The sequence below is a fragment of the Streptomyces sp. NPDC087300 genome (assembly GCF_044744425.1).
In the GTDB taxonomy this organism is placed as follows: domain Bacteria; phylum Actinomycetota; class Actinomycetes; order Streptomycetales; family Streptomycetaceae; genus Streptomyces.
On sequence record NZ_JBIUYI010000005.1, the window covers coordinates 58,970 to 83,787 of the forward strand.

21 protein-coding genes are annotated in these 24,818 nt (G+C 71.4%); 14 read left to right on the top strand and 7 right to left on the bottom strand.

Annotation, left to right across the window (positions count from 1 at the left end):
* Positions 1-6: 6 nt before the first annotated feature.
* Positions 7-258: a helix-turn-helix domain-containing protein gene (locus tag ACIO9J_RS20725; RefSeq protein ID WP_402001314.1), complete on the bottom strand. Its 252-nt coding sequence runs from the start codon at positions 256-258 to the stop codon at positions 7-9.
* Between the two features lie 574 nt (positions 259-832).
* Here ACIO9J_RS20725 and panD point away from each other — a divergent pair.
* The 6 genes from panD (at position 833) to ACIO9J_RS20755 (ending at position 5,147) form a co-directional block, all read left to right on the top strand.
* A complete protein-coding gene (gene panD, locus ACIO9J_RS20730; RefSeq protein ID WP_402001317.1) occupies positions 833-1,249 on the top strand; it encodes an aspartate 1-decarboxylase in 417 nt (138 codons plus the stop codon).
* A 25-nt stretch (positions 1,250-1,274) separates the two neighbouring features.
* Positions 1,275-1,613, top strand: coding sequence for a GNAT family N-acetyltransferase (locus ACIO9J_RS20735; RefSeq protein ID WP_402001320.1), 339 nt, complete (start codon positions 1,275-1,277; stop codon positions 1,611-1,613).
* The gene (locus ACIO9J_RS20740; protein ID WP_402001323.1) at positions 1,607-2,251 is read left to right on the top strand and encodes an arylsulfatase; all 645 of its coding nucleotides are present in this window, start codon (positions 1,607-1,609) and stop codon (positions 2,249-2,251) included. The genes ACIO9J_RS20735 and ACIO9J_RS20740 overlap by 7 nt, the downstream gene beginning before the upstream one ends.
* Positions 2,252-2,434: 183 nt before the next feature.
* Positions 2,435-2,614, top strand: coding sequence for a hypothetical protein (locus tag ACIO9J_RS20745; protein ID WP_402001326.1), 180 nt, complete (start codon positions 2,435-2,437; stop codon positions 2,612-2,614).
* A 162-nt stretch (positions 2,615-2,776) separates the two neighbouring features.
* Positions 2,777-3,757: an acetylxylan esterase gene (locus ACIO9J_RS20750; protein WP_402001329.1), complete on the top strand. Its 981-nt coding sequence runs from the start codon at positions 2,777-2,779 to the stop codon at positions 3,755-3,757.
* Between the two features lie 121 nt (positions 3,758-3,878).
* Positions 3,879-5,147 carry a transglycosylase family protein gene (locus ACIO9J_RS20755; RefSeq protein ID WP_402001332.1) on the top strand — a complete coding sequence of 423 codons (1,269 nt, stop codon included), beginning with the start codon at positions 3,879-3,881 and terminating at the stop codon, positions 5,145-5,147.
* Between the two features lie 28 nt (positions 5,148-5,175).
* On the opposite strand, the gene ACIO9J_RS20760 is transcribed toward ACIO9J_RS20755, so the two are convergent.
* On the bottom strand, positions 5,176-6,258 hold the full coding sequence (locus ACIO9J_RS20760) for a DMT family transporter (protein ID WP_402001335.1): 1,083 nt from the start codon (positions 6,256-6,258) through the stop codon (positions 5,176-5,178).
* Positions 6,259-6,495: 237 nt separating this feature from the next.
* Between ACIO9J_RS20760 and ACIO9J_RS20765 the strand changes: the two genes are divergently transcribed.
* From ACIO9J_RS20765 to glgC, 3 genes are read left to right on the top strand one after another with little or no spacing between them, the layout of a single operon-like run.
* Entirely contained in the window at positions 6,496-7,281 is a 786-nt protein-coding gene (locus tag ACIO9J_RS20765; RefSeq protein WP_402001338.1) for a (2Fe-2S)-binding protein, read from the top strand.
* Between the two features lie 47 nt (positions 7,282-7,328).
* Entirely contained in the window at positions 7,329-8,498 is a 1,170-nt protein-coding gene (gene glgA, locus ACIO9J_RS20770) for a glycogen synthase (protein ID WP_402001341.1), read from the top strand.
* Positions 8,499-8,518: 20 nt separating this feature from the next.
* Positions 8,519-9,739 carry a glucose-1-phosphate adenylyltransferase gene (gene glgC / locus ACIO9J_RS20775; RefSeq protein WP_402001344.1) on the top strand — a complete coding sequence of 407 codons (1,221 nt, stop codon included), beginning with the start codon at positions 8,519-8,521 and terminating at the stop codon, positions 9,737-9,739.
* A gap of 58 nt (positions 9,740-9,797) precedes the next feature.
* Here glgC and ACIO9J_RS20780 read toward each other — a convergent pair whose 3' ends face one another.
* The 5 genes from ACIO9J_RS20780 to ACIO9J_RS20800 all read right to left on the bottom strand — a co-directional run bounded on the left by ACIO9J_RS20780 (position 9,798) and on the right by ACIO9J_RS20800 (position 15,540).
* Positions 9,798-10,832, bottom strand: a complete 1,035-nt coding sequence (locus tag ACIO9J_RS20780) for an ABC transporter permease (RefSeq protein ID WP_402001347.1) — start codon at positions 10,830-10,832, stop codon at positions 9,798-9,800.
* A complete protein-coding gene (locus ACIO9J_RS20785; RefSeq protein WP_402001349.1) occupies positions 10,829-11,797 on the bottom strand; it encodes an ABC transporter permease in 969 nt (322 codons plus the stop codon). The genes ACIO9J_RS20780 and ACIO9J_RS20785 overlap by 4 nt, the downstream gene beginning before the upstream one ends.
* Positions 11,794-13,281: a sugar ABC transporter ATP-binding protein gene (locus ACIO9J_RS20790; RefSeq protein WP_402003513.1), complete on the bottom strand. Its 1,488-nt coding sequence runs from the start codon at positions 13,279-13,281 to the stop codon at positions 11,794-11,796. Before ACIO9J_RS20790 ends, ACIO9J_RS20785 begins: the two co-directional genes overlap by 4 nt.
* Before the next feature lie 19 nt (positions 13,282-13,300).
* A complete protein-coding gene (locus ACIO9J_RS20795; RefSeq protein ID WP_402001352.1) occupies positions 13,301-14,383 on the bottom strand; it encodes an ABC transporter substrate-binding protein in 1,083 nt (360 codons plus the stop codon).
* A 143-nt stretch (positions 14,384-14,526) separates the two neighbouring features.
* Positions 14,527-15,540, bottom strand: coding sequence for a LacI family DNA-binding transcriptional regulator (locus tag ACIO9J_RS20800; RefSeq protein WP_402001355.1), 1,014 nt, complete (start codon positions 15,538-15,540; stop codon positions 14,527-14,529).
* A 218-nt stretch (positions 15,541-15,758) separates the two neighbouring features.
* Between ACIO9J_RS20800 and ACIO9J_RS20805 the strand changes: the two genes are divergently transcribed.
* From ACIO9J_RS20805 to ACIO9J_RS20825, 5 genes are all read left to right on the top strand, one after another.
* Positions 15,759-18,392 (top strand): PA14 domain-containing protein, encoded by a 2,634-nt coding sequence (locus ACIO9J_RS20805; protein ID WP_402001358.1) that lies wholly within the window; start codon positions 15,759-15,761, stop codon positions 18,390-18,392.
* A gap of 164 nt (positions 18,393-18,556) precedes the next feature.
* Positions 18,557-20,908, top strand: a complete 2,352-nt coding sequence (locus tag ACIO9J_RS20810) for a GH92 family glycosyl hydrolase (protein ID WP_402001360.1) — start codon at positions 18,557-18,559, stop codon at positions 20,906-20,908.
* A 139-nt stretch (positions 20,909-21,047) separates the two neighbouring features.
* Positions 21,048-22,457 carry a wax ester/triacylglycerol synthase family O-acyltransferase gene (locus ACIO9J_RS20815; protein WP_402003516.1) on the top strand — a complete coding sequence of 470 codons (1,410 nt, stop codon included), beginning with the start codon at positions 21,048-21,050 and terminating at the stop codon, positions 22,455-22,457.
* A gap of 71 nt (positions 22,458-22,528) precedes the next feature.
* Positions 22,529-24,016, top strand: coding sequence for an SDR family NAD(P)-dependent oxidoreductase (locus tag ACIO9J_RS20820; RefSeq protein ID WP_402001363.1), 1,488 nt, complete (start codon positions 22,529-22,531; stop codon positions 24,014-24,016).
* Positions 24,017-24,534: 518 nt separating this feature from the next.
* The gene (locus ACIO9J_RS20825) at positions 24,535-24,708 is read left to right on the top strand and encodes a hypothetical protein (RefSeq protein WP_384547461.1); all 174 of its coding nucleotides are present in this window, start codon (positions 24,535-24,537) and stop codon (positions 24,706-24,708) included.
* The last annotated feature ends 110 nt before the right edge of the window (positions 24,709-24,818 follow it).

Genomic DNA, 24,818 nt, shown 5'->3' on the forward strand with positions numbered 1-24,818 from the left:
GACTGTCTACTGGATTTTCTGCTGCTCCAGCCACTTGAAGACCTCGGCCCTCTTGTACAGGACCTTGGCGTTCCTGCCTCGGCCGAGCTTGTAGCCCTTCAATCCCAGTTTCGATGCCTCCCTATAGACCCAGCTCGTGGACATATTGAGCATCGCAGCGACCTCAGAAGTGTCCATGAGGACGGGCTCGACGCTGCGGTGCCTGCGCGACGAGTCGATATCGGTGCGGGTCTCGTCGGGGTGCGACTGCGGTCCCACGGGCAAGATGGCTCCTCGAGGCTGGCCTGAGTCTGATCGCGTCAGTGGTTCGCGCTCTGCTCTGGTCGAATTCCAAACGTCTTTGATGCCCGCCCTGTGCGACCGCCAAGAGTCACCGGACGAGCCACAGCCATGGTCGTGAGGATCGCCGGTTTGGCTAACCGGCGATCCGCCGCTATATTGCCGCCCTGCTTCGGCCACTCAAGTGCATGGAGCTGTGGGCGCCTCATTCTTTGAGACGTGCTAGAAGGGGCCTGGGTCAGCTGACCCAGGGCGGTGCGTGGTCAGACTTCGGGCGAGTGCCTTCGCTCCTGACTGCCGTCCAGACCGCGTGACGGTGATCACGGGCACCCTGCGGGGGTGTTGCGTAAGGTCAGGGAGTCGCCACGGCGGGGGGAGGGGGTGAAGCCCTCTCCAGCTACCTGACGAGGCGTCAGGAAAGTCAGCAAGTGGTCAGCATGAGTCCTGAAAAACGCGGGGGCAGCTGCCCGAACATGCGACTCGTTGTAGAGTGTCGAAACGGCCCTTGACCTGCAAAAAGGCAGGCAGGGAGCCTACTTGTGGAAGTGTTCCGATGTTGCGTACAATGTTCAAGTCCAAGATCCATCGCGCCACGGTGACCCAGGCCGACCTGCACTACGTGGGGTCCGTGACCATCGACGCCGACCTCCTCGACGCCGCCGATCTGCTGCCCGGCGAGCTCGTTCACATCGTCGACATCACCAACGGCGCGCGCCTGGAGACCTACACCATCGAAGGGGAGCGCGGCAGTGGTGTGATCGGCATCAACGGCGCGGCCGCGCACCTCGTGCACCCCGGCGATAGGGTGATCATCATCAGCTACGCCCAGGTCGACGACGCCGAGGCGCGGGCGCTGCGGCCCCAGGTCGTGCACGTCGACGAGGGCAACCGCGTCGTGGCCCTCGGCACCGACCCGGCCGAGCCCGTGCCGGGCGACCACGACCAGGCGCGGAGTCCGCTGAGCCGGTGAAGCGCCCACGGCCTGAGGAGAGTCGATGACCGAGATCAAGGACGACCGGGCCCGGGGTGTGCTCGAAGCGCGCGAGGACGGCGAAGTCGTCGGCCACATCGTGTACTTCACGCTGGCCGAACCCGAGGCCGCACTCGTGCCCGTGCACACCGAAGTGGTGTCCTCGCACGAGGGCAAGGGCATCGCGGGGGCGCTGGCCACCGAGCTGTACGCCGTCGCGGGGCGCGAGGGACTCGCCGTCGCGCCCCTGTGCCCGTACGTGGTGAAGTGGGCCGAGCGCCACCCCGAGCAGGCGCCCGCCGCCTCCGTCGAGCTGCTCCGTGCCGCGCTCGACAAGGTGCGGACGGACCCGTCGGCATGGTGACGCTGGGTCTCCTGCACACGTCGCCGGCGCACGTGCCGGTCTTCGACGCGCTGCGGGACGCGCACCGCCCCGCGCTCGAACTGCGCCACTACGTGGACGAGTCGCTGCTCGAACGGGCCCGGCAGGAGGGCCCGGACGCGGTCGCCGCCGACGTGCGGGCCGCGCTCGAACGGGCCGTCGCGGACGGGGCGGGTGCCGTGCTGTGCACCTGCTCCACCATCGGCGGTGTCGCCGAGGAGGTGGGCGAGGGCGGCGTTCCCGTGCTGCGCGTCGACCGGCCGATGGCGGCGGAGGCCGTCGCCGCGGGGCCCCGGATCGTCGTGCTCGCCACGGTCGAGTCCACGCTGGGCCCCACGGTGGAGCTCGTCGAGGAGGAGGCGCGGCGGGCCGGACGCGCCGCCGAGGTGCGCCCGGTCCTCGTGGCGGGCGCCTGGGAGCTGTTCGGGGCGGGCGATACCGACGGGTACGTGCATTCGGTCGCGGCGGCGGTCGCCGAGGTCCGCGACGCCGACGCGATCGTGCTCGCGCAGGCGTCGATGGCGGTGGCCCAGGAGCTCGTACGGGAGCAGGGCGGAGCGCACGCGCCCGTGCTGTCCAGCCCCGCGCCAGGATTCTCGGCGGCGGCGCGGCTGGTGTGAAGGACCGGCGGGTGGCGCGGGGCCGGTGCGGGCGGCGCGGCGCGGCCAGGTCGCGGGTGGCGCGGCCCGGCTCCGGCCGGTGTGCCCGCCCGCGCGGGCCCGGTCGAATGGTGGAAGGCTTGGGGGCGGGGGCCTCGGGTACGCGGGGGTGAAGCCGACTGAACCACTGGCTGGAGGACCGCAATGACCCATCCGCATCCCGATCCCGTGCCGCCGAAGCCGCTGCCCGACCCGGACCGGCCCTTCCCCGACCCGGAACCCGTGCCGCGGCCCGAGCCGCTGCCCTCGCCGGAGCCGTCGCCGATCCCGCAGCCGCCGGGACCGGAGCCGACGCCCGAGCCCCAGCCGGGACCCCTTTCCTGACGCCACTCCGGCGATTTCCTGACGCTTCCGCACATGTCCGGCGCTTCTCCCGAAGCCGTCCGCGGGACGTCGTGCGGGGGTGCGCGAGGCCGACCGGCCCGCGCGCCCCCGCCCCCGCGTAGCGTGGCTCGTCCGAGCCCGCGTACGGAGGAGGAGCCGCCCGTGCCCCATTTCGACCTGCCGCTCGACGAACTGCGCCGCTACCGGCCCACGTCGACCGAACCCGACGACTTCGACGCCTTCTGGGAGAAGAGCCTCCTGGAGGCGCGTGAGCACGACCTCGACGCACGGTTCGAGCCCGTGCGGCTGCCCCTGCCTGGGGTGCGCGTGTACGACGTGACGTACGCGGGGTACGGCGGGCACCCGATCAAGGGCTGGCTGGTGCTGCCCGCAGGCGCCACGGCCGGCGAACCGCTGCCCGCCGTCGTCGAGTACATCGGCTACGGCGGCGGTCGCGGGCTGCCGCACATGCATCTGCTGTGGGCCGCCGCGGGGTTCGCGCACTTCGTGATGGACACCCGTGGACAGGGCAGCGGGGGATGGGCGCAGGGCGACACCCCCGATCCGGTGGGCAGCGGGCCCGCCCACCCCGGCTACCTCACCCGTGGCATCGAGGACCCCCACGAGTACTACTACCGGCGCGTGTTCGTCGACGCGGTGCGGGCGGTCGACGCGGTCCGCGCCCACCCGCTGGTGGACTCCGCACGGGTCGCCGCGCTCGGCGCGAGCCAGGGCGGCGGCATCAGCCTCGCGGTCGCCGGACTCGTCCCCGACCTCGCCGCCATCGCGCCCGACGTGCCGTTCCTCTGCGACTTCCCGCGCGCCGCCACCCTCACCGACCGGCCCCCGTACAGCGAGATCGGGCTCTACCTGAAGGCGCGCAGGGGCGGCGAGGAACGGGTCTTCCGGACCCTGTCGTACTTCGACGGCGTGAACTTCGCGGCCAGGGGCCGGGCGCCCGCGCTGTTCTCCGCGGCGCTCCAGGACCAGACGTGCCCGCCGTCGACGGTGTTCGCCGCCTTCAACGCGTACGCGGGCCAGGAGCGTTCGATGGAGGTGTATTCCTTCAACGATCACGAGGGCGGCGGGCCCTACCAGCAGGGAGTGCAACTCCAGTGGTTGTCCGCCCACTTGGGGCGGTAGACGGACCAACATCAGTCACGCGTCGCGGTCTTGTCAGTACTTGGTCGAACCCGCTAGCTTGCGGGCTTGTCGTGTGTCCGAGGTGTGCAATCCGTGATGACGTGTGTCTGAGGGGGCTCCCATGGCCGTACGGGGCCGGCACCGCCGGTATCAGCCGAACCGCATCAACCGCGCGTCGCTGACCGTCACGGCGGGCGGCGCGGGCATGGCGCTCCCGCTGACCGTCGCGGGCACCGCGGGCGCCGCCGACGTCGACACCTGGAACAAGGTGGCGGCCTGCGAGTCCACCAACAACTGGAGCATCAACAGCGGCAACGGCTACTTCGGTGGCCTCCAGTTCACGCAGTCCACCTGGGAGGCGTACGGCGGCACGGCCTACGCCCCGCGCGCCGACCGGGCCACCAAGGCCCAGCAGATCGCCGTCGCCGAGAAGGTCCTCGACGCCCAGGGCCCCGGCGCCTGGCCAGTCTGCTCGGCCAAGGCGGGCCTGACACGCGGCGGCGGCACCCCGGACGTGACCCCCGCCGTCGCGCAGGACAAGGCGAAGCCGAAGCCGAAGCGCGACGTCAAGGACGTCAAGCCGGAGGTCACCCCGCAGTCCGCGGCGGGCAGCGCCGAGATGTACACGGTGGTGCACGGCGACACCCTCTCGGGGATCGCCACCGACCGCCATGTCCGCGGCGGCTGGCAGCGGTTGTACGACACCAACCGCCGCGTCATCGGCGGCGACCCCGATCTGATCACGCCGGGGCAGCGGCTCTCCGTGCACGGCGGGGGATCCGGCAAGCGGCCGGCCTCCGACAGCACGGCACGCGAGCGCGCCGCGGACAAGGCCGAGCGGCAGCGGGCCGAGGCGAAGAAAGAGGCCGCCGCCAAGGAGCGGGCGAAGGAGCGGGCCAGCGAGAAGGCCAAGGACGCGGCCAGGGAGAAGGCGCGGGAGAAGCCCAAGGAGCGGCCCAAGGAGCAGGCCAGGCCCGCCACTTCGGCCGCCGCCTTCGCCCCCGTGGCCGCCTCGCCGAGCACCCCCTACCGTGCGGCGGGGAGCTCCTGGTCGAAGGGCTACCACACGGGCGTCGACTTCCCCGTGCCCACCGGCACTTCGGTGAAGTCCGTCGCCGCGGGCCAGGTCGTCTCGGCGGGCTGGGGCGGCAGTTACGGCTACCAGGTGGTCATCCGGCACGCCGACGGCAAGTACAGCCAGTACGGCCATCTCTCCGCGCTCTCCGTGAAGGCCGGCCAGAAGGTCGGCGCGGGACAGCGCATCGCGCGCTCCGGATCCACCGGAAACAGCACGGGCCCGCATCTGCACTTCGAGGTGCGGACGGGGCCCGGCTTCGGTTCGGACATCGACCCGCTGGCCTATCTGCGGGCGCGGGGCGTGCGGATCTGAGGCCGCCCCGGCCGGTCGGGTCCTGGGCTCAGGACCCGATCCGCTGCCCCTTGTGCAGCGGATACCGGGGCACGGACCCACGGCGGCGCGTGCGGATCATGCCGTGCTGCGCGGGAAGCGCGGGCAGCGGGCTCACCGACGGGCGTGGAGCGGGCGTGGACGGCCGTTCCTGACCCGCCTGGGCCACGGGGGCCTCCGACGGCTCCGGGGCGTCCTGCGCCGCCGCCAGAGGGCCCTCGGTGACCTTCAGGCTCGGCGCGGGCGTCGCCACGCCGCCCGTGTCGCCGATCCGCTCCGTGGTCAGCAGGATCAGACCACCCGCGGCGACGACGCCGCAGCCGAGCGCGACGACCGTGCCCGCCGTGCCGTAGCGGAAGGATTCACCGAACAGTGTGAGACCGACGGCCGCGGCGACGACCGGGTTCACGACCGTCACCGTCGACAGCGGCGCCGCGAGCCCGGCACCCCGGTAGGACGCCTGCGAGATCAGCACACCGGCCGCCGCGAGCACCGCGATCACACCGAGGCTGGGGAGCTGCTCGACCAGGCTGACGTGCCGGTCCCAGTCGACCGCCACGCTCTTGGTGAACACCGAGGCGATGCCGAACGCCGCACCGGCCGCGCAGGCCAGGAGCACGCTGCGTACCACCGGGTGACGGTGCACCGCGTGCGCCGCCACGATCAGGGCGAGCACGCCGCCGCCGGTGACGAGCGCGAGCATCATGCGCTCGGCCGCGTCCAGGGTCCCCGCGTCGGAGGCCGAGGTCAGTGAGAGCAGCCCGGCCAGGCCCACCGTCGCCATGATCGCGCCGCGCCAGGCGGTGGCCCCGGCCTTGCGGCGTACGAAGAGGGCCGCCATCGGCAGCGCGAAGACGATGGTCAGGGCGCCCAGCGGCTGCACCAGGCTGAGCGGGCCGTAGGCCAGGGCCACCACGTGCAGCAGCGCGCCCAGGCCGTTGAGGCCGATCGCGCACCACCAGACGCCCCGGCGCAGCGGCGCGTACCGCCGGTCCGGCGTGGACGTCGCCACGCGCTCCTGGAGGATCGCACCACCCGCGTACGCCACGGCGGAGACGAGGGAGAGCAGCACGGACAGCGCGAGGGCACTCATGAGGTGCTCCGCGGTGTGCGGTGCGCGCGGTGATCCCGGCGGGGCGAACGGTCGGCTTCCATGGTTACAACGATGCCTCGCGAAGCGCCGCACGTCGTCGTACCTGAGCACGCAATGGGTCCTACTACCGATGGAGTACGACCAGCCCTTCGTCCTCCCCAGGAGGGGGTACCCCCTAGGGACGGAAGTGGACACCCCGCAGGCCCCGAGGGCGCGGGGACTTGCTGTACTGCTGTCGTGACCACCCACATCGACCTGGCAGAACTCGGCTCCGTCGGCGGTTTCTTCGCGCTGCGCGAGGGGCCGCCGATCGTCAGGGGTACCGCTCCGTTCGCCACGGTGTACGCACCGGCGCCACCGTCCCCCTACCGGTCGGTAGGGGAGGCCCGCGGCACGCCCCCCGAGGGCCAGGACCGTGATCCCCTCGCGTTCCGCGTCGACAAGGTCGGACGGCGGCTCGGCGCCCCCGAGGAGCGCATCGCGGTCTCCGTGGCCCAGCTCGGACTGGCCGCCCGGCTCTGGTCCGTGGCGCTGGGCTCCGCCGCCCTGTACGGGGCCGTGCCCGACCTCGACCCCGCGCTGCTGCACTGGGACGCCGACGGCACGTCCCCCGACGACCTGTGGCTCACCGAGGTGCGCCCGCGGCCCGGCGACCCCGGCACCATCAGGGACGTCGTGCAACACGGGCACCTGGCGCCGCTGTCGGCCGCGCTGCGCGACCGCTACCGCATCTCCCCGGGGCTGCTCAAGGGCAACGCGGGCTCCGCCCTCGCGGGCGCCGCGCGCGAACTCCACGGCTGGGCCGCGCGCGTGGGCCGCGCCGACGTGGGGGAGCGGGCGCTCGATCTGGCCGCCGCGCTCTTCGACCACCCCGAACTGCGCGGCACCGGCACGCTGGAGGGCACCGCCTTCCGGCGCCGCAGCTGCTGCCTCTACTACCGGTGCCCGAACGGCGGCCTGTGCGGCGACTGTTGCTTCGAACGGCCGCCGCAGCGGTCTTCCCCCGGGGCCTCGTCTGGGTGACCATGAGGGAGCGCGGCCGGCCTCAGGCGGACGACGGAGGGTTCTACGTGAAGGTGGGACTGCTCACCCGGGAGTACCCGCCCGATGTCTACGGCGGGGCCGGTGTTCATGTCGAGTTCCTCGCACGGGAGTTACGCACCCTCGCCGACGTCGACGTGCACTGCTGGGGCGAGGGCGAAGCCCCCGAGGGCGTCCAGCGGCACCGGGCCTGGCCCGCGCTCGACGGCGCCAACGACGCGCTGCGCACCTTCTCCGTGGACCTGTCGATGGCCGCCGCCCTCACCGGCTGCGACCTCGTCCACTCGCACACCTGGTACGCCAACCTCGCCGGCCACCTCGGCAAGCTCCTGCACGGCGTCCCGCACGTGCTCACCTGCCACTCCCTGGAGCCCCTGCGGCCCTGGAAGGCGGAGCAGCTCGGCGGCGGATACGCCCTGTCGAGCTGGGCGGAACGCACGGCGGCCGAGGCCGCGGACGGCGTCATCGCGGTGTCGGGCGCCATGCGCGACGACATCCTCGCCTGCTACCCGGCGATCGACCCCGCCAAGGTCCGCGTCGTCCACAACGGCATCGACACCGCCCTGTACAGGCCCGACCCCGGCACGGACGTCCTGGCACGGCTCGGCATCGACACCGAACGCCCCTACGTCCTCTTCGTCGGCCGCATCACCCGGCAGAAGGGCGTCCCCCATCTGCTGCGCGCCGCACGGCGGTTGGACCGCGACGTACAGCTCGTGCTGTGCGCGGGCGCGCCCGACACCCCGGAGATCGACGCGGAGTTCCGCACGCTCTTCGACGAGCTCAGCCGCTCCCGCGCGGGCGTGCGGTGGATCCCGCAGATGCTGCCGCGCCCCGACATCGTCCAACTCCTCACCCACGCCGCGGTGTTCGCCTGCCCCTCGGTGTACGAACCGCTCGGCATCGTCAACCTGGAGGCGATGGCCTGCGGCACCGCCGTCGTCGCCTCACGCGTCGGCGGCATCCCCGAGGTCGTCCAGGACGGCACCACCGGACTGCTCGTGCCGTACGAGCAGAAGGACCCCGAGGGGTTCGAGCACGACCTCGCACTCCTCCTGAACAGGGTCGCCACCGACCCGGAGCGGGCCAGGGCGATGGGCGGCGCCGGGCGCTACCACGTGGTCAGGGAGTTCGGCTGGGACGCGGTCGCCCGGCGCACGGTCGAGGTGTACGAGGAGATCCTGCACGCCGACAGTTAGCCGACAAGTAGGAGGCCGGGATGCGCGGTGGACCTTCGGTGCTGGGAATCGTGCTGGCGGGCGGGGAGGGCAAACGGCTGATGCCGCTCACCGCGGACCGCGCCAAACCCGCCGTCACGTTCGGCGGGACGTACCGCCTGGTGGACTTCGTCCTCTCCAACCTCGTCAACGGCGACATCCTGCGCATCTGCGTCCTGACGCAGTACAAGTCGCACTCCCTGGACCGGCACGTGACGACGACCTGGCGCATGTCCAGCCTGCTGGGCAACTACGTCACCCCGGTCCCCGCCCAGCAGCGCCTCGGCCCGCGCTGGTTCTCGGGCAGCGCCGACGCCATCCTCCAGTCCCTCAACCTCGTCCACGACGAACAGCCCGACTACATCGCGGTGTTCGGCGCCGACCACGTCTACCGCATGGACCCGCGGCAGATGCTCAAGCAGCACGTCGAGAACGGCGCCGCGGTGACCGTCGCGGGGATCAGGGTGCCGCGCGCCGAAGCGTCCTCGTTCGGCGTCATCACGCCCGCGCGCGACGGGACGAAGGTCGAGAGCTTCCTGGAGAAGCCGGCCGACCCGCCGGGCCTGCCCGGCGCCCCGAACCAGGTCTACGCCTCGATGGGCAACTACCTCTTCACCACCAAGACCCTCGTCGACGCCCTCCAGCAGGACGCCGAGGACGAGGACTCCGCGCACGACATGGGCGGCTCCATCCTGCCGCTGCTCACCGAGCGCGGCCTCGCCCAGGTGTACGACTTCGACGGGAACCACGTGCCCGGCGAGACCCCGCGCGACCACGGGTACTGGCGTGACGTCGGCAGCCTGGACTCGTACTACGAGGCGCACATGGACCTGATCTCCGACCACCCCGTCTTCAACCTGGACAACCGCCGCTGGCCCATCTACACCCACCCGGGCGGCCTCCCGCCCGCCAAGTTCTGCGCGGGCGGCATCGCGGGCGAGTCGATCGTCAGCCCCGGCTGCGTCATCCGCGGCCAGGTCACCCGCTCCGTCCTCTCGCCCGGCGTGAGCATCGAGGAAGGCGCCGTCGTCCAGGGCTCCGTGCTCCACGACAACGTGCGGGTCGGGCGCGGCGCGGTGGTGCGCGGCGCCGTGCTCGACAAGAACGTCGACGTCCCGCCGGGGGCGACGATCGGGGTCAACCCGGAGCGGGACGAGGCGCTCTACACGGTTTCCAAGGGCGGCGTGATCGCGCTGGGGAAGGGGCAGATCGTGCCGGAGTGAGGCGGGCCGGGGACGGGGCCGTGCCGAGGCGGGAGCGGGCACTTCGTCCGCTCGCCGCTCACAGCACCCGCCGCCTGCGCCCCAGCCACGTCTGCGCGATCACCACCACGGCGAGGAACGCGCCGCTGACCACCTGCTGGTACGCGGAGTCCAGCGAGCCGATCTGGTTGATCACGTTCTGGATCACCTTCAGGAGCAGCACGCCCACCAACGACCCGCTGATGAAGCCGAATCCGCCGGTGAGCAGCGTGCCGCCGATGACGACCGCGGAGATCGCCTCCAGCTCCATGCCGGAGCCGAGGATCGTCACCCCGGAGACCAGCCACGCCGCGTTGAGCGCGCCGGCGAGACCCGCGCAGAGCCCCGAGAGGGTGTAGACCGCGATCTTCGTACGGGCCACGGGCGCGCCCATCAGGGCCGCCGCGTCCTCGTTGCCGCCCACCGCGTACACGTACTGCCCGAAACGGCTGCGGCGCAGCACCACCGCGCCCGCCACGAACAGCGCGAGCGTGATCCAGACGGGCACGCCCACACCGAGCAGCTCGCCCTGGCCGAGCTGCGCGAAGAACGAGTCCTTGTCCACGAGGTAGGTCTTGGAGCCCTCGTCCGTGACGGCAAGGAGGATGCCGCGCGCGCCCAGCATCGCCGCCAGCGTCACGATGAAGGGCGCGAGCCGGGAACGGGCGATGAGCAGGCCGTTGACCAGGCCGATCAGCGCGCACACGGCGAGCGGAAGGAGTAGCGCCACGGCCGATCCGTACCGCGACCCCCACGCGGCGAGCACCCCGCCCAGCGCGAACAGCGAGCCCACGGAGAGGTCGATGCCGCCGGTGATGATCACGAACGTCATGCCGAGCGCGACGACCGCGAGGAACGCGGACGACACCGCCATGTTGCCCAGGTTGTCGGTGGTCAGGAACGTGTCGAAGCTGAGCGAGGCGGCGCACACCGCGACGATCAGCGTGACGAGGGCGCCGTGCTGCTGGGCGAGGGCGCTGAGGCGTTCGGAGCGGGTGGGCGAGGTGGCTGCCTCGTCCCCCACGGCAGGGGCGTCGCTCATGGGGTCCATCGGCTTGTGGGTGTCGGTCGTCATCGCTTGACCCTTTCGCGGGCCGCGTAGACGGCCAGGACGATCACCACGGCCTGCGCGATCTGGGTCCAGGACGGGGGCAGGTCGTGCTTGATGAGCGTGGCGGTGAGCAACTGGATGAGGACCGCTCCCGCGACGGTGCCGCCGATCCGGACGCGGCCGCCGCTCAGGGGCGTGCCGCCGACGACGACCGCGGTGATCGCGGAGAGTTCCATCAGGGTGCCGAGCGAGGTCGGGTCGCTCGCGGTGAGGCGGGCGGTGGCCAGCACCCCGGCGATCGCCGCGAGGGCGCCGGACGCGACGTACACGAGGATCAGGACACGGCGTACGGGGAGGCCCGCGAGCCGGGCGGCGGGGCGGCTGTCGCCGATCGCCAGGAGCTGGCGGCCGAAGGTGGTGCGGCGCACGACGAAGGCGACCAGGAGGGTCAGGGCGGTGGCGATCAGGACCAGATAGGGGACGCCGAGGAGGTCGCCCGAGCCGAGCGATGCCATGTTCGGGTCGTGGACGTCCTTGAGCTGGGGGAGCAGGACCAGGGCGAGGCCGCGTCCCGCGACCATCAGGGCGAGGGTCGCGACGATGGGCTGCACGCCGATGAAGGCGACGAGCGCCCCGTTCGCGGCGCCCACGGCGGCGCCGCCGAGGATCGCGGCGGCCAGGGCGATCCAGATGCCGTAGCCGAGGTAGAGCGAGATCAGGGAGGTGGCCAGCGCCATCACCGAGCCGACGGAGAGGTCGACCCCCTCGCTGCCGATGGCCAGCGCCATGCCCAGGGCGACGATCAGGACGGGGGCCACCTGGACCGCCTGGGTGCGGAAGTTCTCGGTGGAGAGGAAGTGCGGGGTGAAGACGATGTTGACGAGGAGGAGGACGGCCACGCCCAGATAGACGCCGTAGTCCTGGAGGACGCGCAGGGTGCGGGTGTGGTCCTTGGCCGCGGTGGGGGCGGTTGCCAGGTCGGTCGTCATGCGGGCTCCGTCGCGGCGATGGCGTGCAGCAGGTTCTCCTCGGTGACCGACGTGCCCGTCAGTTCCGCCACGGTGGTGCCGTCCCTGAGGACCACGACGCGGTCCGAGCCCTCGATCAGTTCCTCGGGGTCGGAGGAGATGAGCAGGACGCCCAGGCCCTGTTCGGCCAACTCGTCGATCAGCGCCTGGACTTCGGCCTTCGCGCCGATGTCGATGCCGCGGGTGGGCTCGTCCAGGAGGAGGACCTTGGGGTGCATCGCCAGCCAGCGGGCGAGCAGGACCTTCTGCTGGTTGCCGCCGGAGAGCTCGCCGACCTTCTGGTGCGGGCTCGACGCCTTGATGCGCAGGCGCCTGACGAAGGTGTCGACGACGGCGTCGATGCGCTTCTCGTCGACCAGACCGAAGCGGGAGAGGCGGGGGAGCGCGGCCAGGGCGATGTTCTCGCGGACCGAGAGGCCGGGGACGATGCCCTCGGCCTTGCGGTCCTCGGGGAGCAGGCTGATCCCGGCCCTGATGGCGGCGGGTGTGCTGCCGGGGCGGACGCTGTCGCCCGCCACCGTGACGCTGCCGGAATCGGTCGGCAGGGCCCCGGCGATCGCCTTCGCGGTCTCGCTGCGGCCCGATCCGAGGAGGCCGCCGAGTCCGACCACCTCACCCGGACGGATCGTGATCGACACGTCGTGGATGTGGTGAGCGACCGTCAGATCGCTGGCCCGGAGGATCGGTTCGGTCTGTGTGTCGTGCGTGCCCGTGAAGTTCGTCAGGCCCTCTTCGCGTACGGTCTCGATCTCCCTGCCCAGCATCAGTGCCACCAGACGCAGCCGTTCGAGCTCGGCCAGCGGGCCCGTGTGGACCACCTTGCCGTCGCGCAGGACGGTGACGCTGTCGCATATCTCGTAGAGCTCGTCCAGGCGGTGGCTCACGTAGATCACCGCGATGCCGCGTTCGCGCAGCATGCGGATCACGCCGAACAGGGTGCGGACCTCGCGCGGTTCGAGGGAGGACGTCGGCTCGTCCATCACGACGACGCGTGCGTCGACCGAAACGGCGCGGGCCAGCGCCACCATCTGCTGGGCGCCCACGCCCAGTTCACGCAGCGGGCGGCGCACGTCGACGCTGACGCCGAGGCCGCGCAGGGCCTCCTCGGCCTCGCGGTGCATGCGGGCGAAGTCGATCAGGCCGAGGCGCCCGCGGGGCTCGCGGCCCAGGAACAGATTGCGGGCCACGCTCATCAGGGGGACGAGGTTGACCTCCTGGTAGATCGTGGAGATGCCCGCGTGCTGGGCGTCCAGGGGGGTGGCGAACCGGACGGGCGAGCCGTCGTAGGTCAACTGGCCCGCGTCGGGAGAGTAGACGCCCGTCAGGACCTTGATCAGGGTGGACTTGCCCGCGCCGTTCTCGCCGATGAGGGCGTGCACCTCGCCCGCGCGTGCGGTGAAGTCGACCTCGTCCAGGGCGCGCACGCCGGGGAACGTCTTGGACATCGCCTTGGCCGACAGCACGTCAGTAGGCCTTGTTCAGGTCCGACTTGGCGTTGTCCTCGGTGTACGCGCTGTCCTTGATGACGATGTCCTGGCCCACCTTCTTGCCCTGGGTGAACGCGTCCAGGGTCTGGAAGGCCAGCGGGCCGAAGCGCGGGTTGGACTCGATGACGCCGTCGATCCAGCCGTCCACGATGCCGCGCACGGCGCCCTTCGTGCCGTCGATCGTCACGATCTTCACGTCGCCGGCCTTCTTGCCCGCGCCCTTGAGGGCGTTGACGGCGCCGAGGCCCATCTCGTCGTTCTCGGCGTAGATACCGGTGATGTCCGGCTTGGACTGGATCAGCTGCTCGGTGACCTGCTGGCCCTTCTCGCGGGCGAACTCGCCGGTCTGCTTGAAGACGACCTTCAGGTCAGGGGCCTTCTCCTTGATGCGGTCCTCGAAGCCCTTGGTCCGCTCGGTGGTGACGTTGTTGCCCGCCGCGCCGAGCAGGATCGCGATCTTGCCCTTGCCGCCCGTGGTCTTGATCATCTGGTCGGCCGCCCGCTTGCCCTGTTCGACGAAGTCGGAGCCGATGAACGAGACGTAGTCCTTGCAGGCGGCCGCGTTGATCTTGCGGTCGATGGTGACGATCGGGATGTGCTTGGCGCCCGCCGCGCGCAGCACGGGCTCCCAGCCGTCGGAGTTGAGCGGCGCGATGACCAGCAGGTCGGCGCCCTTGGCGATGAGGTCCTGGACGTCGCTGATCTGCTTGGAGAACTGCGACTGGGCGTTGGCGGTGAGCAGCTTGACGCCGCGCTTGTCGGCCTCGGCCTTGAGGGACGCCGTCTCGGCGATGCGGAACGGGTTGGCCTCCTTCTCGGACTGCGAGAAGCCCACTGTCGCGTCCTTCAGGTCGAGCTTCTTGCCGCCGTAGGCGTCTATCGCGCAGGTCTTGCCGCCGCCCGGCTCCGAGACGACCTGGCCGGAGTCGCCGCTCGCCGTGCTCTTGTCGTCGGACGCGTCGTCCTCCGACTTGGCGCATCCGGCGGTGAGGGCGAGACTCGCGGCGAGGCCGGCGGCGAGCAGGGTCCTGGCTGAGGTACGGAGGGTGATCGGCTTCATGGAGTCCCCAAAACGGCACGGCCCCGGCACTGAGAGCGCTCACGGGAGGATCGGCACTTGCGGTCAACTCGCGGTACGGGGAGCTTTTTACATCGTTGAAAGTGGGCTGTAAACCCTCCGCGCAGCGGCCGTGGGCCGTTCGCTCAGCGCCGGCCGAGCGTGCTCTCGCGCTCCACCAGGCGGAATTCCGCGGTGATCTCCCGTCCGCCGGGCTCCGCGGGGGTGGCCAGGCTGCGCAGCAGCGACTCGACCGCGAGCCGCGCGATGGCCCGCTTGTCCGGCGCGACCGTGGTGAGCGTGACCGCCCCGAACTGCCCCTCCGCGATGTCGTCGAACCCCACCACCGCCACGTCCCACGGCACCCGCAGGCCGCGCTCGTGCAGCACCCGCATCGCGCCGATCGCCACCAGGTCGTTGTACGCGAACACGGCGTCCGGCCGCACCCCAGCGTCCAGCATCCGCGCCATCGCCTTGGCCCCGTCCCAGCGGTCCCAGCCGCCGACCGGCCCCACCAGGCTCTCCGGCGCGGCGATCCCGGCCGCCGTCAACTCCTCGCGCCAGCCCTGGAGTCGCAGGTGGGCGGGCCGGTTCGCGGAGTCGGTACGGGCTCCGAGGAAGGCGATGCTGGTGCGGCCGCGGCCGATGAGGTGGCGCACCGCGGTGCGGGCCGCGGCGACGTTGTCGATCGCGATGTGGTCGTAGGGCTGGTCGTACTCGCGCTCGCCGAGCAGCACCAGCGGGACGTCGTCCTCGCGGCCCCGCAGGTCCTCCGACTCCAGCTCCAGCGGGCTGAGGATCAGACCGTCGATGACCCGGGTGCGGAAGCCCTGGCTGACCAGGACCTCCTGCTCGCGGTCGCCGCGGGTGTGGTCGAGCAGGACGGTGAACTCGTGCTCGGCGGCCGCGTCGATGACGGCGCCCGCGAGCTCGGCGAAGTACGGGTTGCCCAGCTCGGGGACGGCGAGCGCGATGATGCCCGTACGCCCTTTGCGCAGATGCCGCGCGGTCAGGTTCGGCCGGTAGCCCAGCTCGTCGATGGCCTCCTGTACGCGGGCCCGCATCGCCGGGGTGACGTGCTGATACTTGTTCACCACGTTCGAGACGGTCTTGATCGAGACGCCCGCGCGCTCCGCGACGTCCTTGAGGCTAACCCGCACTGGATCTCCCTGCGTCCGTGAACCACCCCGGCCGACCGGGGCAGTCGTCCTGCACCCTGGACAGCACGCCGGAGCCGTGCTGTCATGCCAACTGCCGTTCCTTCCAACGTTGTACAGATTCGTTGTACCGACTGCGACGGCGAGCCGCCACCCTTCCCCGGTACGAGCCGCCGCGCTTCCCGTAACGAGCCGCCACCCTTCCTCGACAAGGAGGATCCGTGCGCATACGACGTCCCAGACGACCCGCGAGAATCGGTCCACGACTGGCCCTGCTGCTCGCCCTCGCCCTGGCCCTCGCCGGGCTGACCGCCGTGCCCGCCACGACCGCGACCGCGGCCGACGAAACCCCCGAGGTGCACGGCCTGAAGGGCGAGTACTACACCCAGTCCGCCCCCGGCGCCTTCGACTTCCACGAGCTCAAGGCCACGGGCTTCGACCCCAACATCGACTTCGACAACCTCGAACCGCGCCTGTCCTTCGCCACGGGCAAGCCCGACGACGCCACCGTCCGCTGGACCGGCAAGGTCGTCCCGGAGAAGTCCGGCGCCCACACGTTCTCGATCACCGGTGACAACGGCTTCCGCCTGTGGGTCGACGGCAGGCTCGCCATCGACCACTGGGTCGACGACTGGGACAAGGAACAGACCTCCGCGCCCGTCGAGTTGACCGCGGGCAAGGCCTACGACATCAAGGTCGAGTACTTCGAGCACTACGGCGGGTCCAACCTGCATCTGCGCTGGACCGAGCCCGGCGGCGCCAAGAAGGCCGTGCCGAGCTCCGCGTTCCGCCTTCCGGACGGCTACGACTACGACGGTGCCACCGCCGCCACGGTCGGCGAGGACGGCCGCACCCTCAAGCTCGACTTCGCCCAGCGGATCGCCCCGCCCCCGGCCGGACTCGCCGCGCACATCGAGGCCGTCATCGGCGGGGCCAAGTGGCCGCTGAGCGACGTCAAGGCGGACCCGGACGACCCGCGGGCGCTGCTCGTCGGGCTCAAGGAACCCGTCGTCGGCAACAAGCAGGGCACCGCTCGCGGCACCGCCGATCTGCGCTACGACGGCAAGGGCGGGCTCGCGGGCGACGACGGCGAGTCCGTCGCCGCGTTCTGGAGCAGCGGGCCCAACCACTCGACGCACGAGCTCAGCACCAAGTGGGGCGACGAGGTCACGCCCGGCAACGCCCACCGGGAGTACCCCAGGCCGCAGTTGAAGCGCGACGCCTGGCAGAACCTCAACGGCTCCTGGCAGTTCGCCGCCGCCGAGAAGGGCGAGAAGCCGCCGGTCGGCAAGCAGCTGGGGGAGAAGATCCTCGTTCCCTACCCCGTCGAGTCCCAGCTCTCCGGGATCCAGCGGCACGAGGACCGCATGTGGTACCGCCGCACCTTCACCGTGCCCGCCAACTGGAAGGTCGGCGACGGCAAACGGCTCCGGCTGAACTTCGGTGCCGTCGACTGGCAGTCCGAGGTGTACGTCAACGGCAAGAAGGTCGCCGAACACCAGGGCGGCTACGACAAGTTCAGCGCCGACATCACCGACGCCCTGAAGCCAGGACGCACCCAGGAACTCATCGTCGGCGTGCACGACCCGACCGACTCGGCGGACGGCGCGAACCCGCCCGTCGGCAAGCAGCGCCTGGACCCCAGCGGCATCTGGTACACGCCGTCGTCGGGCATCTGGCAGACGGTGTGGATGGAGCCGGTCGCCGCCGACCACGTCGACTCGCTGAAGCTCACGCCTGATGTGGGACGCGGTCAACTGGCCGTGGAGACCAAGGGAGTCCGGGACGGTCTGCCCGTCACCGCCACCGCGTACGCGGGCGGCAAGAAGGTCGCGGAGGTGCGCGGCAGGACCGGCGCCCCGCTGACCTTGAAGATCGCCAAGCCGCGCCTGTGGTCACCGAGCGACCCGTTCCTCTACGACCTGAAGGTGAGCGTCGGCGGGGACCGCGTGCGCAGCTACTTCGGGATGCGCTCCATCTCCGTCCAGAAGGTGAACGGCACCCCGCGCACCATGCTGAACGGCAAGCCGGTCTTCATGATGGCCACGCTCGACCAGGGATTCTGGCCCGACGGGCTGCACACCGCGCCGAGCGACGAGGCCCTCGCGTACGACCTGAAGATGCACAAGGAGATGGGCTTCAACTCCGTGCGCAAGCACATCAAGGTCGAGCCGGACCGCTGGTTCTACTGGGCGGACAAGCTGGGCCTGCTCGTCTGGCAGGACATGCCGTCCATGCGGTCCGACCGCAATCCGAGCACGGCGGCCCGCGCGCAGTACGAGCACGAGATGAAGCAGATGATCGACGAGCACGCGAGCCATCCCTCGATCATCATGTGGGTGACCTTCAACGAGGGCTGGGGCCAGTACGACGTGGGGCGCATCGCCGCGCAGGCCAAGTCCTGGGACCCGACGCGCCTGGTCAACAACATGTCGGGGCTCAACCTCGGGGCCGACGGCGGCACCGGCGACATCATGGACGAGCACGGCTATCCGAGCCCCGCGCTGCCACCGCACCCCGACGGCGAACGGGCCCTGGTGAGCGGCGAGTACGGCGGACTCGGACTCGCGGTGCCCGGCCACGCCTGGTCGGTGCAGCAGAGCTACGTCGACGTGGATCCGGCCGCCTACACGGACGGGTACATCGCCAAGCTCCAGGAACTGCGCAAGCTCGCCTGCAAGGGCGGCAACGGCGCGGTCTACACCCAGATCTCGGACGTGGAAGGCGAGTTGAACGGTCTGCTGACCTACGACCGCAGGGTCGTCAAGCCCGACGTGAAGCGGCTGAAGGCGGCGCACGAAGCGCTGATCCGCGACGCGTCGCAGGCCACGGTGCCGGGCTGCGCCGGCTCCTGAGCACGCGGTCCCCGGTCCGCCCGCACGGGCGGACCGGGGGCTTCCACCCTCCGCCACCGCCGGGGTGCACGCCCCTTGACGGGTGTGCGCGGGCGACCCAAGAATGAGCGCGAAGCGTGCTCTGACAACGTTGTCGAATGGTTTTCGAGGAGGCGTTCCCACGCATGAGATGGACCCAACGGCTGCGCGGCGCTGGGACGGTGGCGCTGACGGCCGCGCTCATCGGCGGCGCCCTCGCGATCCCCTCGGCCGAGGCGGCGGCCCCGCACCCGGGCCGCCTCACCGACCTGGTCAACCCGTTCATCGGCACCGAGAACGAGGGCAACACCTACCCGGGCGCCGCCGTCCCGTTCGGCATGGTCCAGCTCTCGCCCGACACCGGCCACAACACCGGCTACGACCACTCCGACACCCACATCCGGGGCTTCTCCACGGTGCACCTGTCCGGGGTGGGCTGCGGGCTCGGCGGGGATCTGCCGGTGCTGCCCACGACCGGTGACGTGACGGAGACCGATTACGCCAAGTACGCCGCCGAGTTCAGCCACGACGACGAGAGCGCGAGTCCCGGCCGCTACCAAGTGGGCCTCAAGGGCGGCATCGACGCCGAACTGACCGCGACCGAGCGCACCGGCGTGCAGCGCTACACCTTCCCCGCCACCGGCAAGGCCAACGTCCTGCTGAACGCGGGCCAGTCGCTGCACAAGACCGTGCGCACCAAGGTCGAGATCCTCGACAGCCGCACGGTGCGCACCTCCCTCACCGGCAGCGGCTTCTGCCAGGACACCAAGCCGTACACGCTGCACACGATCACCCGCTTCGACCGGCCCTTCAAGACGTCCGGCACCTGGCGGGGCGGCACGGTCACGGCGGGCTCGAAGGAGTCGTCGGCGGACGACGAGCGCAACGGCGCCTACGTCCGCTTCGACACCACCAAGGACCGCACCGTCGAGGCCACCACCGCGCTCTCCTACGTCGACGCGAAGGGGGCGGCGCTCAACCTCCGTGCGGAGGGCGGGCGTTCGTACGACCGGGTGGCGAAGGCGGCGCGGTCCGCCTGGGAGGACCGGCTCGGCGCCGTACGGGCCAAGGGCGGCAGCGAGACCGTGCGCCGCACGTTCTACTCGTCCCTGTACCGCTCGTTCCTCGCGCCGAACATCGGCAGCGACGTCGACGGCCGCTACACGGGCTGGGACCAGAAGCCCCACCGCGCTGCCGACGACGGGGGATTCACGTACTACCAGAACTGGTCCCTGTGGGACACCTACCGCACCCAGGCGCAGCTCCTCGCGCTGCTCGCGCCGCGCGAGTCACGGGACATGGCGCTCTCCGTCCTGAAGATCGACAAGGAGAGCGGCTGGCTGCCCAAGTGGGGCTACGGCACGGTCGAGACGAACATCATGACCGGCGATCCGGTCACGCCGTTCCTCACCAACGCGTATCAACAGGGCCTGCTCAAGGGGCATGAGGAGGACGCGTACCGGGCGCTGAAGAAGAACGCCGACGGCGTGCCGCCCGCGGAATCGGCGCCGGTCGGCCGCGAGGCCAACAAGGAGTATCTGGCCGACGGTTTCGCGCCGTACGTCAAGGGCCGCCCGCACGCCAAGCCCGGTGACTCCGACTACGACCACGGGGCGTCCGCGACGCTCGAATACGCGCTCTCGGACGCGATGCTCGGGCAGATGGCGCGCGACCTCGGGCACGAGGACGACGCGCGGCGGTACGCGGCGCGCGCCCAGAACTACCGGAAGATCTTCGACCCGTCGACCGGCTTCTTCCGTGCGCGCGACGCGGCCGGTGCCTTCACGGGCCCCGCCGACCCGGCCAAGAGCGAGGGCTTCCACGAGGGCACGTCCTGGCAGTACCAGTGGCTGGTTCCGCAGGACCTGCCGGGGATGGTCGGCCTGATCGGCGGCAAGAAGGCGGCCGGCGAGCGACTCGACTCCTTCTTCGCCTACGAGCAGCTCCTGAAGGACCCGGCGAAGACGGCCCGCGAGGTGTGGGTGAACGGGCCCTACGACTACTACAACGCCGACAAGTACAACCCGCAGAACGAGCCCGACCTCATCGCCCCGTACACCTACCTCTCGACGGGCCAGCCCTGGAAGACGACGGACGTGGTGCACGCCGCGCTCACCCTCTTCACGGACGCCCCGACCGGCATGACCGGCAACGACGACCTCGGCACGATGTCCGCGTGGAACGTGCTGTCCTCGATCGGCGTCTTCCCGGTCCAGCCGGGCACGGACACCTGGGGCCTGTCGACGCCGGTCTTCGAGCGCGTGGACATCCGGCTCGACCGGCGGTACTACCCGCGCGGCGCGCTGACGGTAAAGGCGCCGGGCACGTCCGACACCAAGCGGTACATCCAGTCCGCGCGGACCGACGGGGCCGCGCTGGAGAACACCTATCTGACCACCGGCGATCTCCGCGGCATCCGAGAGCTCTCCTTCACGGTGGGGGAGCGGCCCTCGGACTGGGGAACGTCACCCGCCGCGGCGCCGCCCGCCCTGAAGTAACAGCAGTTCACTTTTGCACCACCTGAGTCACACGAGACCCGCCTCTCTCAGAGAGGCGGGTCTTAATCTGTTGTTAACTCAGCGTAGCTTGATCGTACTTGACTGTAATTGCCGGTCGGCGCTTGACTGCGTGCTTGCCATCCCCCGCATCGACCCCCGACGCGAGAGCGAGCCATTGACCACATCGCCTGTTGAGTCCGCTGACCTGCTCGCACCTCTCGATCTGGCCTTCTGGAACATCGAGACCGCCGAACACCCCATGCACCTCGGGGCCCTCGGCGTCTTCGAGGCCGACGACGAGCCCGACGCGGCGGAGCGGGCCGCGGGGCTCCTCGCGGCCCGCGCGGAGGGCGTGCCCGGCCTTCGCATGCGCATACGTTCCGTATGGCTGCCCTTCGGCGGCGCCACCCGCGCCCCGGTGTGCGCCTTCGACCCGTTCGACCACGTGCGGATCGCCGCCCCGGTGGCCGACTTCCACGCCGCGGCGGGCGAGCTGATGCAGCGCCCGCTGGACCGCGCCAAGCCGCCGTGGGAGGCGCACGTGCTGCCCGGCACCGACGGCACCTCCTTCGGCGTGCTCTTCAAGTTCCACCACGCGCTCGCCGACGGGCTGCGCGCGCTGACGCTCGCCGCCTCCCTGCTCGACCCCGTCGACCTGCCCGTGTCGCGTCCCAGGCGCCCGGCGCCCGTGGTCGCGAGGCGGCCCCTGCCGGACCCGCGCAGGCTGCCGGGCCTTCTGCGCGAGACCGTCAGCGAGGTCGGCCAGGCCCTCGGCATCGGCACCTCGGTGGCCCGCGCCACCCTCGGCGTACGCTCATCGGCCTCGCTGACCTCGGCCGCCACCGGCACCCGCCGCACGGCGGGCGTCGTCCTGGACCTGGACGACGTCCACCAGGTGCGCAAGGCGGTGGGCGGCACCGTCAACGACGTACTGATCGCGGTGGTGGCCGGAGCCCTGCGTCGCTGGCTCGACGAGCGCGGCGACTGCAGCGAGGGCGTCGAGCCGCGCGCCCTCGTGCCCGTCTCGCGGCGCCGCCCGCGCACCGCCCAGCCGCCGGGCAACCGGCTCTCCGGCTATCTGGTGCGCCTCCCCGTCAGCGACGAGGACCCCCTGGTGCGGCTGCGCAGCGTGCGCACCGCCATGGACCGCAACAAGGACGCGGGGCCCGAGCGCGGCGCGGGCGCCGTCGCGCTGCTCGCCGAGCGCGTGCCCGCGCTGGGGCACCGCATCGGCGGCCCGGTGGTGGCCCAGGCCGCCCGGCTGCTCTTCGACATCCTGGTGACCAGCGTGCCGCTGCCCGGCATCGGGCTGCGCCTCGGCGGCTGCCCGCTCGCCGCCGTCTACCCCTTCGCGCCGCTGGCCAGGGGCCAGTCGCTGGCCGTCGCGGTCTCCACCTACCGGGGCCGGGTGCACTTCGGCCTGGTCGCCGACGCCGCCGCGGTGCCCGACCTGGAGCTCCTCGCGGACAGTGTGCGCAAGGAGATCCACGACCTCGTGGCGCTGTGCGCCAACGGCGCGGGTTTGGTGACGGGGCCCCGCGCTACGTAAAGTTGCGCTTTTGGAGCTTCCGCGGACGACCCGACGCGCCGCGGCACGGAATGACACGAGGACGAGCGGCGATGACGGTGACAGACGAAAGCCAGGAGGGGACCGTCTCGTACGGCCCCGGCATCGACCCGGACCGCCTCGCCGTCTGCCTCGAGGTCCTCGACGAGCTGGACAAGCTGGACGTCGACCACCCGGACGCGATCGCCGTGCGCCGGGCCACGGCCGGGATCTACCGCACGGTGAAGCAGCGCCGCCGCCAGGAGCGCCGGGCCGCCAAGACCGCCCACGACAAGGCGGTCACCGAGTCCACCGCGACCGGCTCCGCGCAGCGCATCGACGACGAGACCGAGGGCCTGCTGCCCTCCTCGCAGACCGAGGAGGGCCGGGTCGCCGGGATACTCCAGCGCCCGCGCTCCTGCTACACCTGCAAGACCCGGTACGTGGAAGTCGACTACTTCTACCACCAGCTCTGTCCGGACTGCGCCCGCCTGAACCGCGCCAAGCGCGACGCCCGCGCCGACCTCACCGGCAAGCGCGCCCTGCTCACCGGCGGCCGCGCCAAGATCGGCATGTACATCGCGCTGCGGCTGCTGCGTGACGGCGCCCACACGACCATCACCACACGGTTCCCCAAGGACGCCATCCGCCGCTTCAAGGCGATGGACGACTCGGCGGACTGGCTGCACCGCCTGGAGGTCGTCGGCATCGACCTGCGCGACCCGGCGCAGTCCGTCGCGCTCGCCGAGCGGCTCACCGCGGCGGGGCCGCTGGACATCCTGATCAACAACGCCACGCAGACCGTGCGCAGGCTGCCCTCCGCGTACGCCGCCCTGGTCGACGGCGAGAGCGCGCCGCTGCCCGCGGGTGAGCTGCCCGCCCACTCCGTGATCGGCGCGTTCAACTCGGGCGCGGTGGACGGCCTGGCCGCGCTGCCCGTCGGCACCAGCGGCCTGGACGCCCAGCAGGTCGCCGACCTCGCGCTCGTCGCGGGCAACGCCAGCGTCGCCCGGCACCTGGACGGCACCGCCATCGACGCGGGCGGCCTGGTCCCCGACGTGGTCGACAGCAACACCTGGGTGCAGACCATCGAGCAGATCTCCCCCGTGGAGCTGCTCGAAACCCAGCTGTGCAACTACACCTCGCCGTTCATCCTGATCAGCGCGCTGCGCTCGGCGATGGCCGACGCCGCTAAGAAGGCGTCGAGCGGCCGCGCCTACGTCGTCAACGTCTCGGCGATGGAGGGCGTCTTCGGCCGCGGCTACAAGGGCGCGGGCCACCCGAACACGAACGCGGCCAAGGCCGCGATGAACATGGTGACGCGGACCAGCGCCCAGGAGATGTTCCAGACCGACGGCATCCTGATGACCTCCGTCGACACCGGCTGGATCACCGACGAGCGCCCGCACTACGACAAGCTGCGCCTGGCCGAGGAGGGCTTCCACGCCCCGCTCGACCTGATCGACGGCGCGGCCCGGGTGTACGACCCGATCGTGTGCGGCGAGGCCGGCGACGACCTCTACGGCGTCTTCATGAAGGACTACGCGCCCGGCAAGTGGTAGACCGTCCGGGGCGGCGGCCGCCGCCCCGCACCTGACGCGCGCCGAAGGGCCGCCCCGCTCGCCGGGGCGGCCCTTTTCGCGTCCGGTCGCACGCGACGCGTTCGCGCCAGTCGTACGGGGTAAGACGATGGCTGTTTCTCGCCTTCGCGCCCGTCACGGGTGGTGCGGGCGGGCCGTCGGATGCCCGTGGGGCGGTCCGCCGCGCCCGGCGGTGCGGGGCAGCGGGCGCACCGGCCCCCGTGCGCGACGCGGCCCCCTCCCACCCCGTCGGGACCCGCCGGCCGACGTCGTCCGGGGAGGGGCCATTGTCCGGAATCTGTCCAACCTTTGGGCCCCATCGAGCGCGGGCACGCTCATTTGGTTAACCTGGGGCGAACGGGCTGCCACGAGAGATCCACAAACATCTCTCGGCGGCCCCGGGACAGGCCGGCAACCACGGCCGCGGTCCCGCCTCGAACCGGCGCCACCGCGACCGAACTGCCCTTGTCCTTCCGTTACGCGACACAAAGGAGTGCGCGGTGACACCAGATCTGACGAAGCAGGAAAAGCGACCGGCGGAACGCGGCGGCGAGCGGGCCGGTCGGCCCCAGAAGCTCCGCAACCTCGAAGCATGGGCCAAGGCGGCCCCGATCCGCCTGGCCGGATACGAGGACGACCTCGCCGAGCCGCACATCCTGCCCGGAATCGACTGAGCCGACCCCGGAACGGCCGATCCGGCAGGAGCCCCGGTCACCCCGACCGGTCCGCTTCGCCACGTGCCCCCGCCCCTCGGGCGGGGGCACGGGTGTGTGGGGCCGCCCCT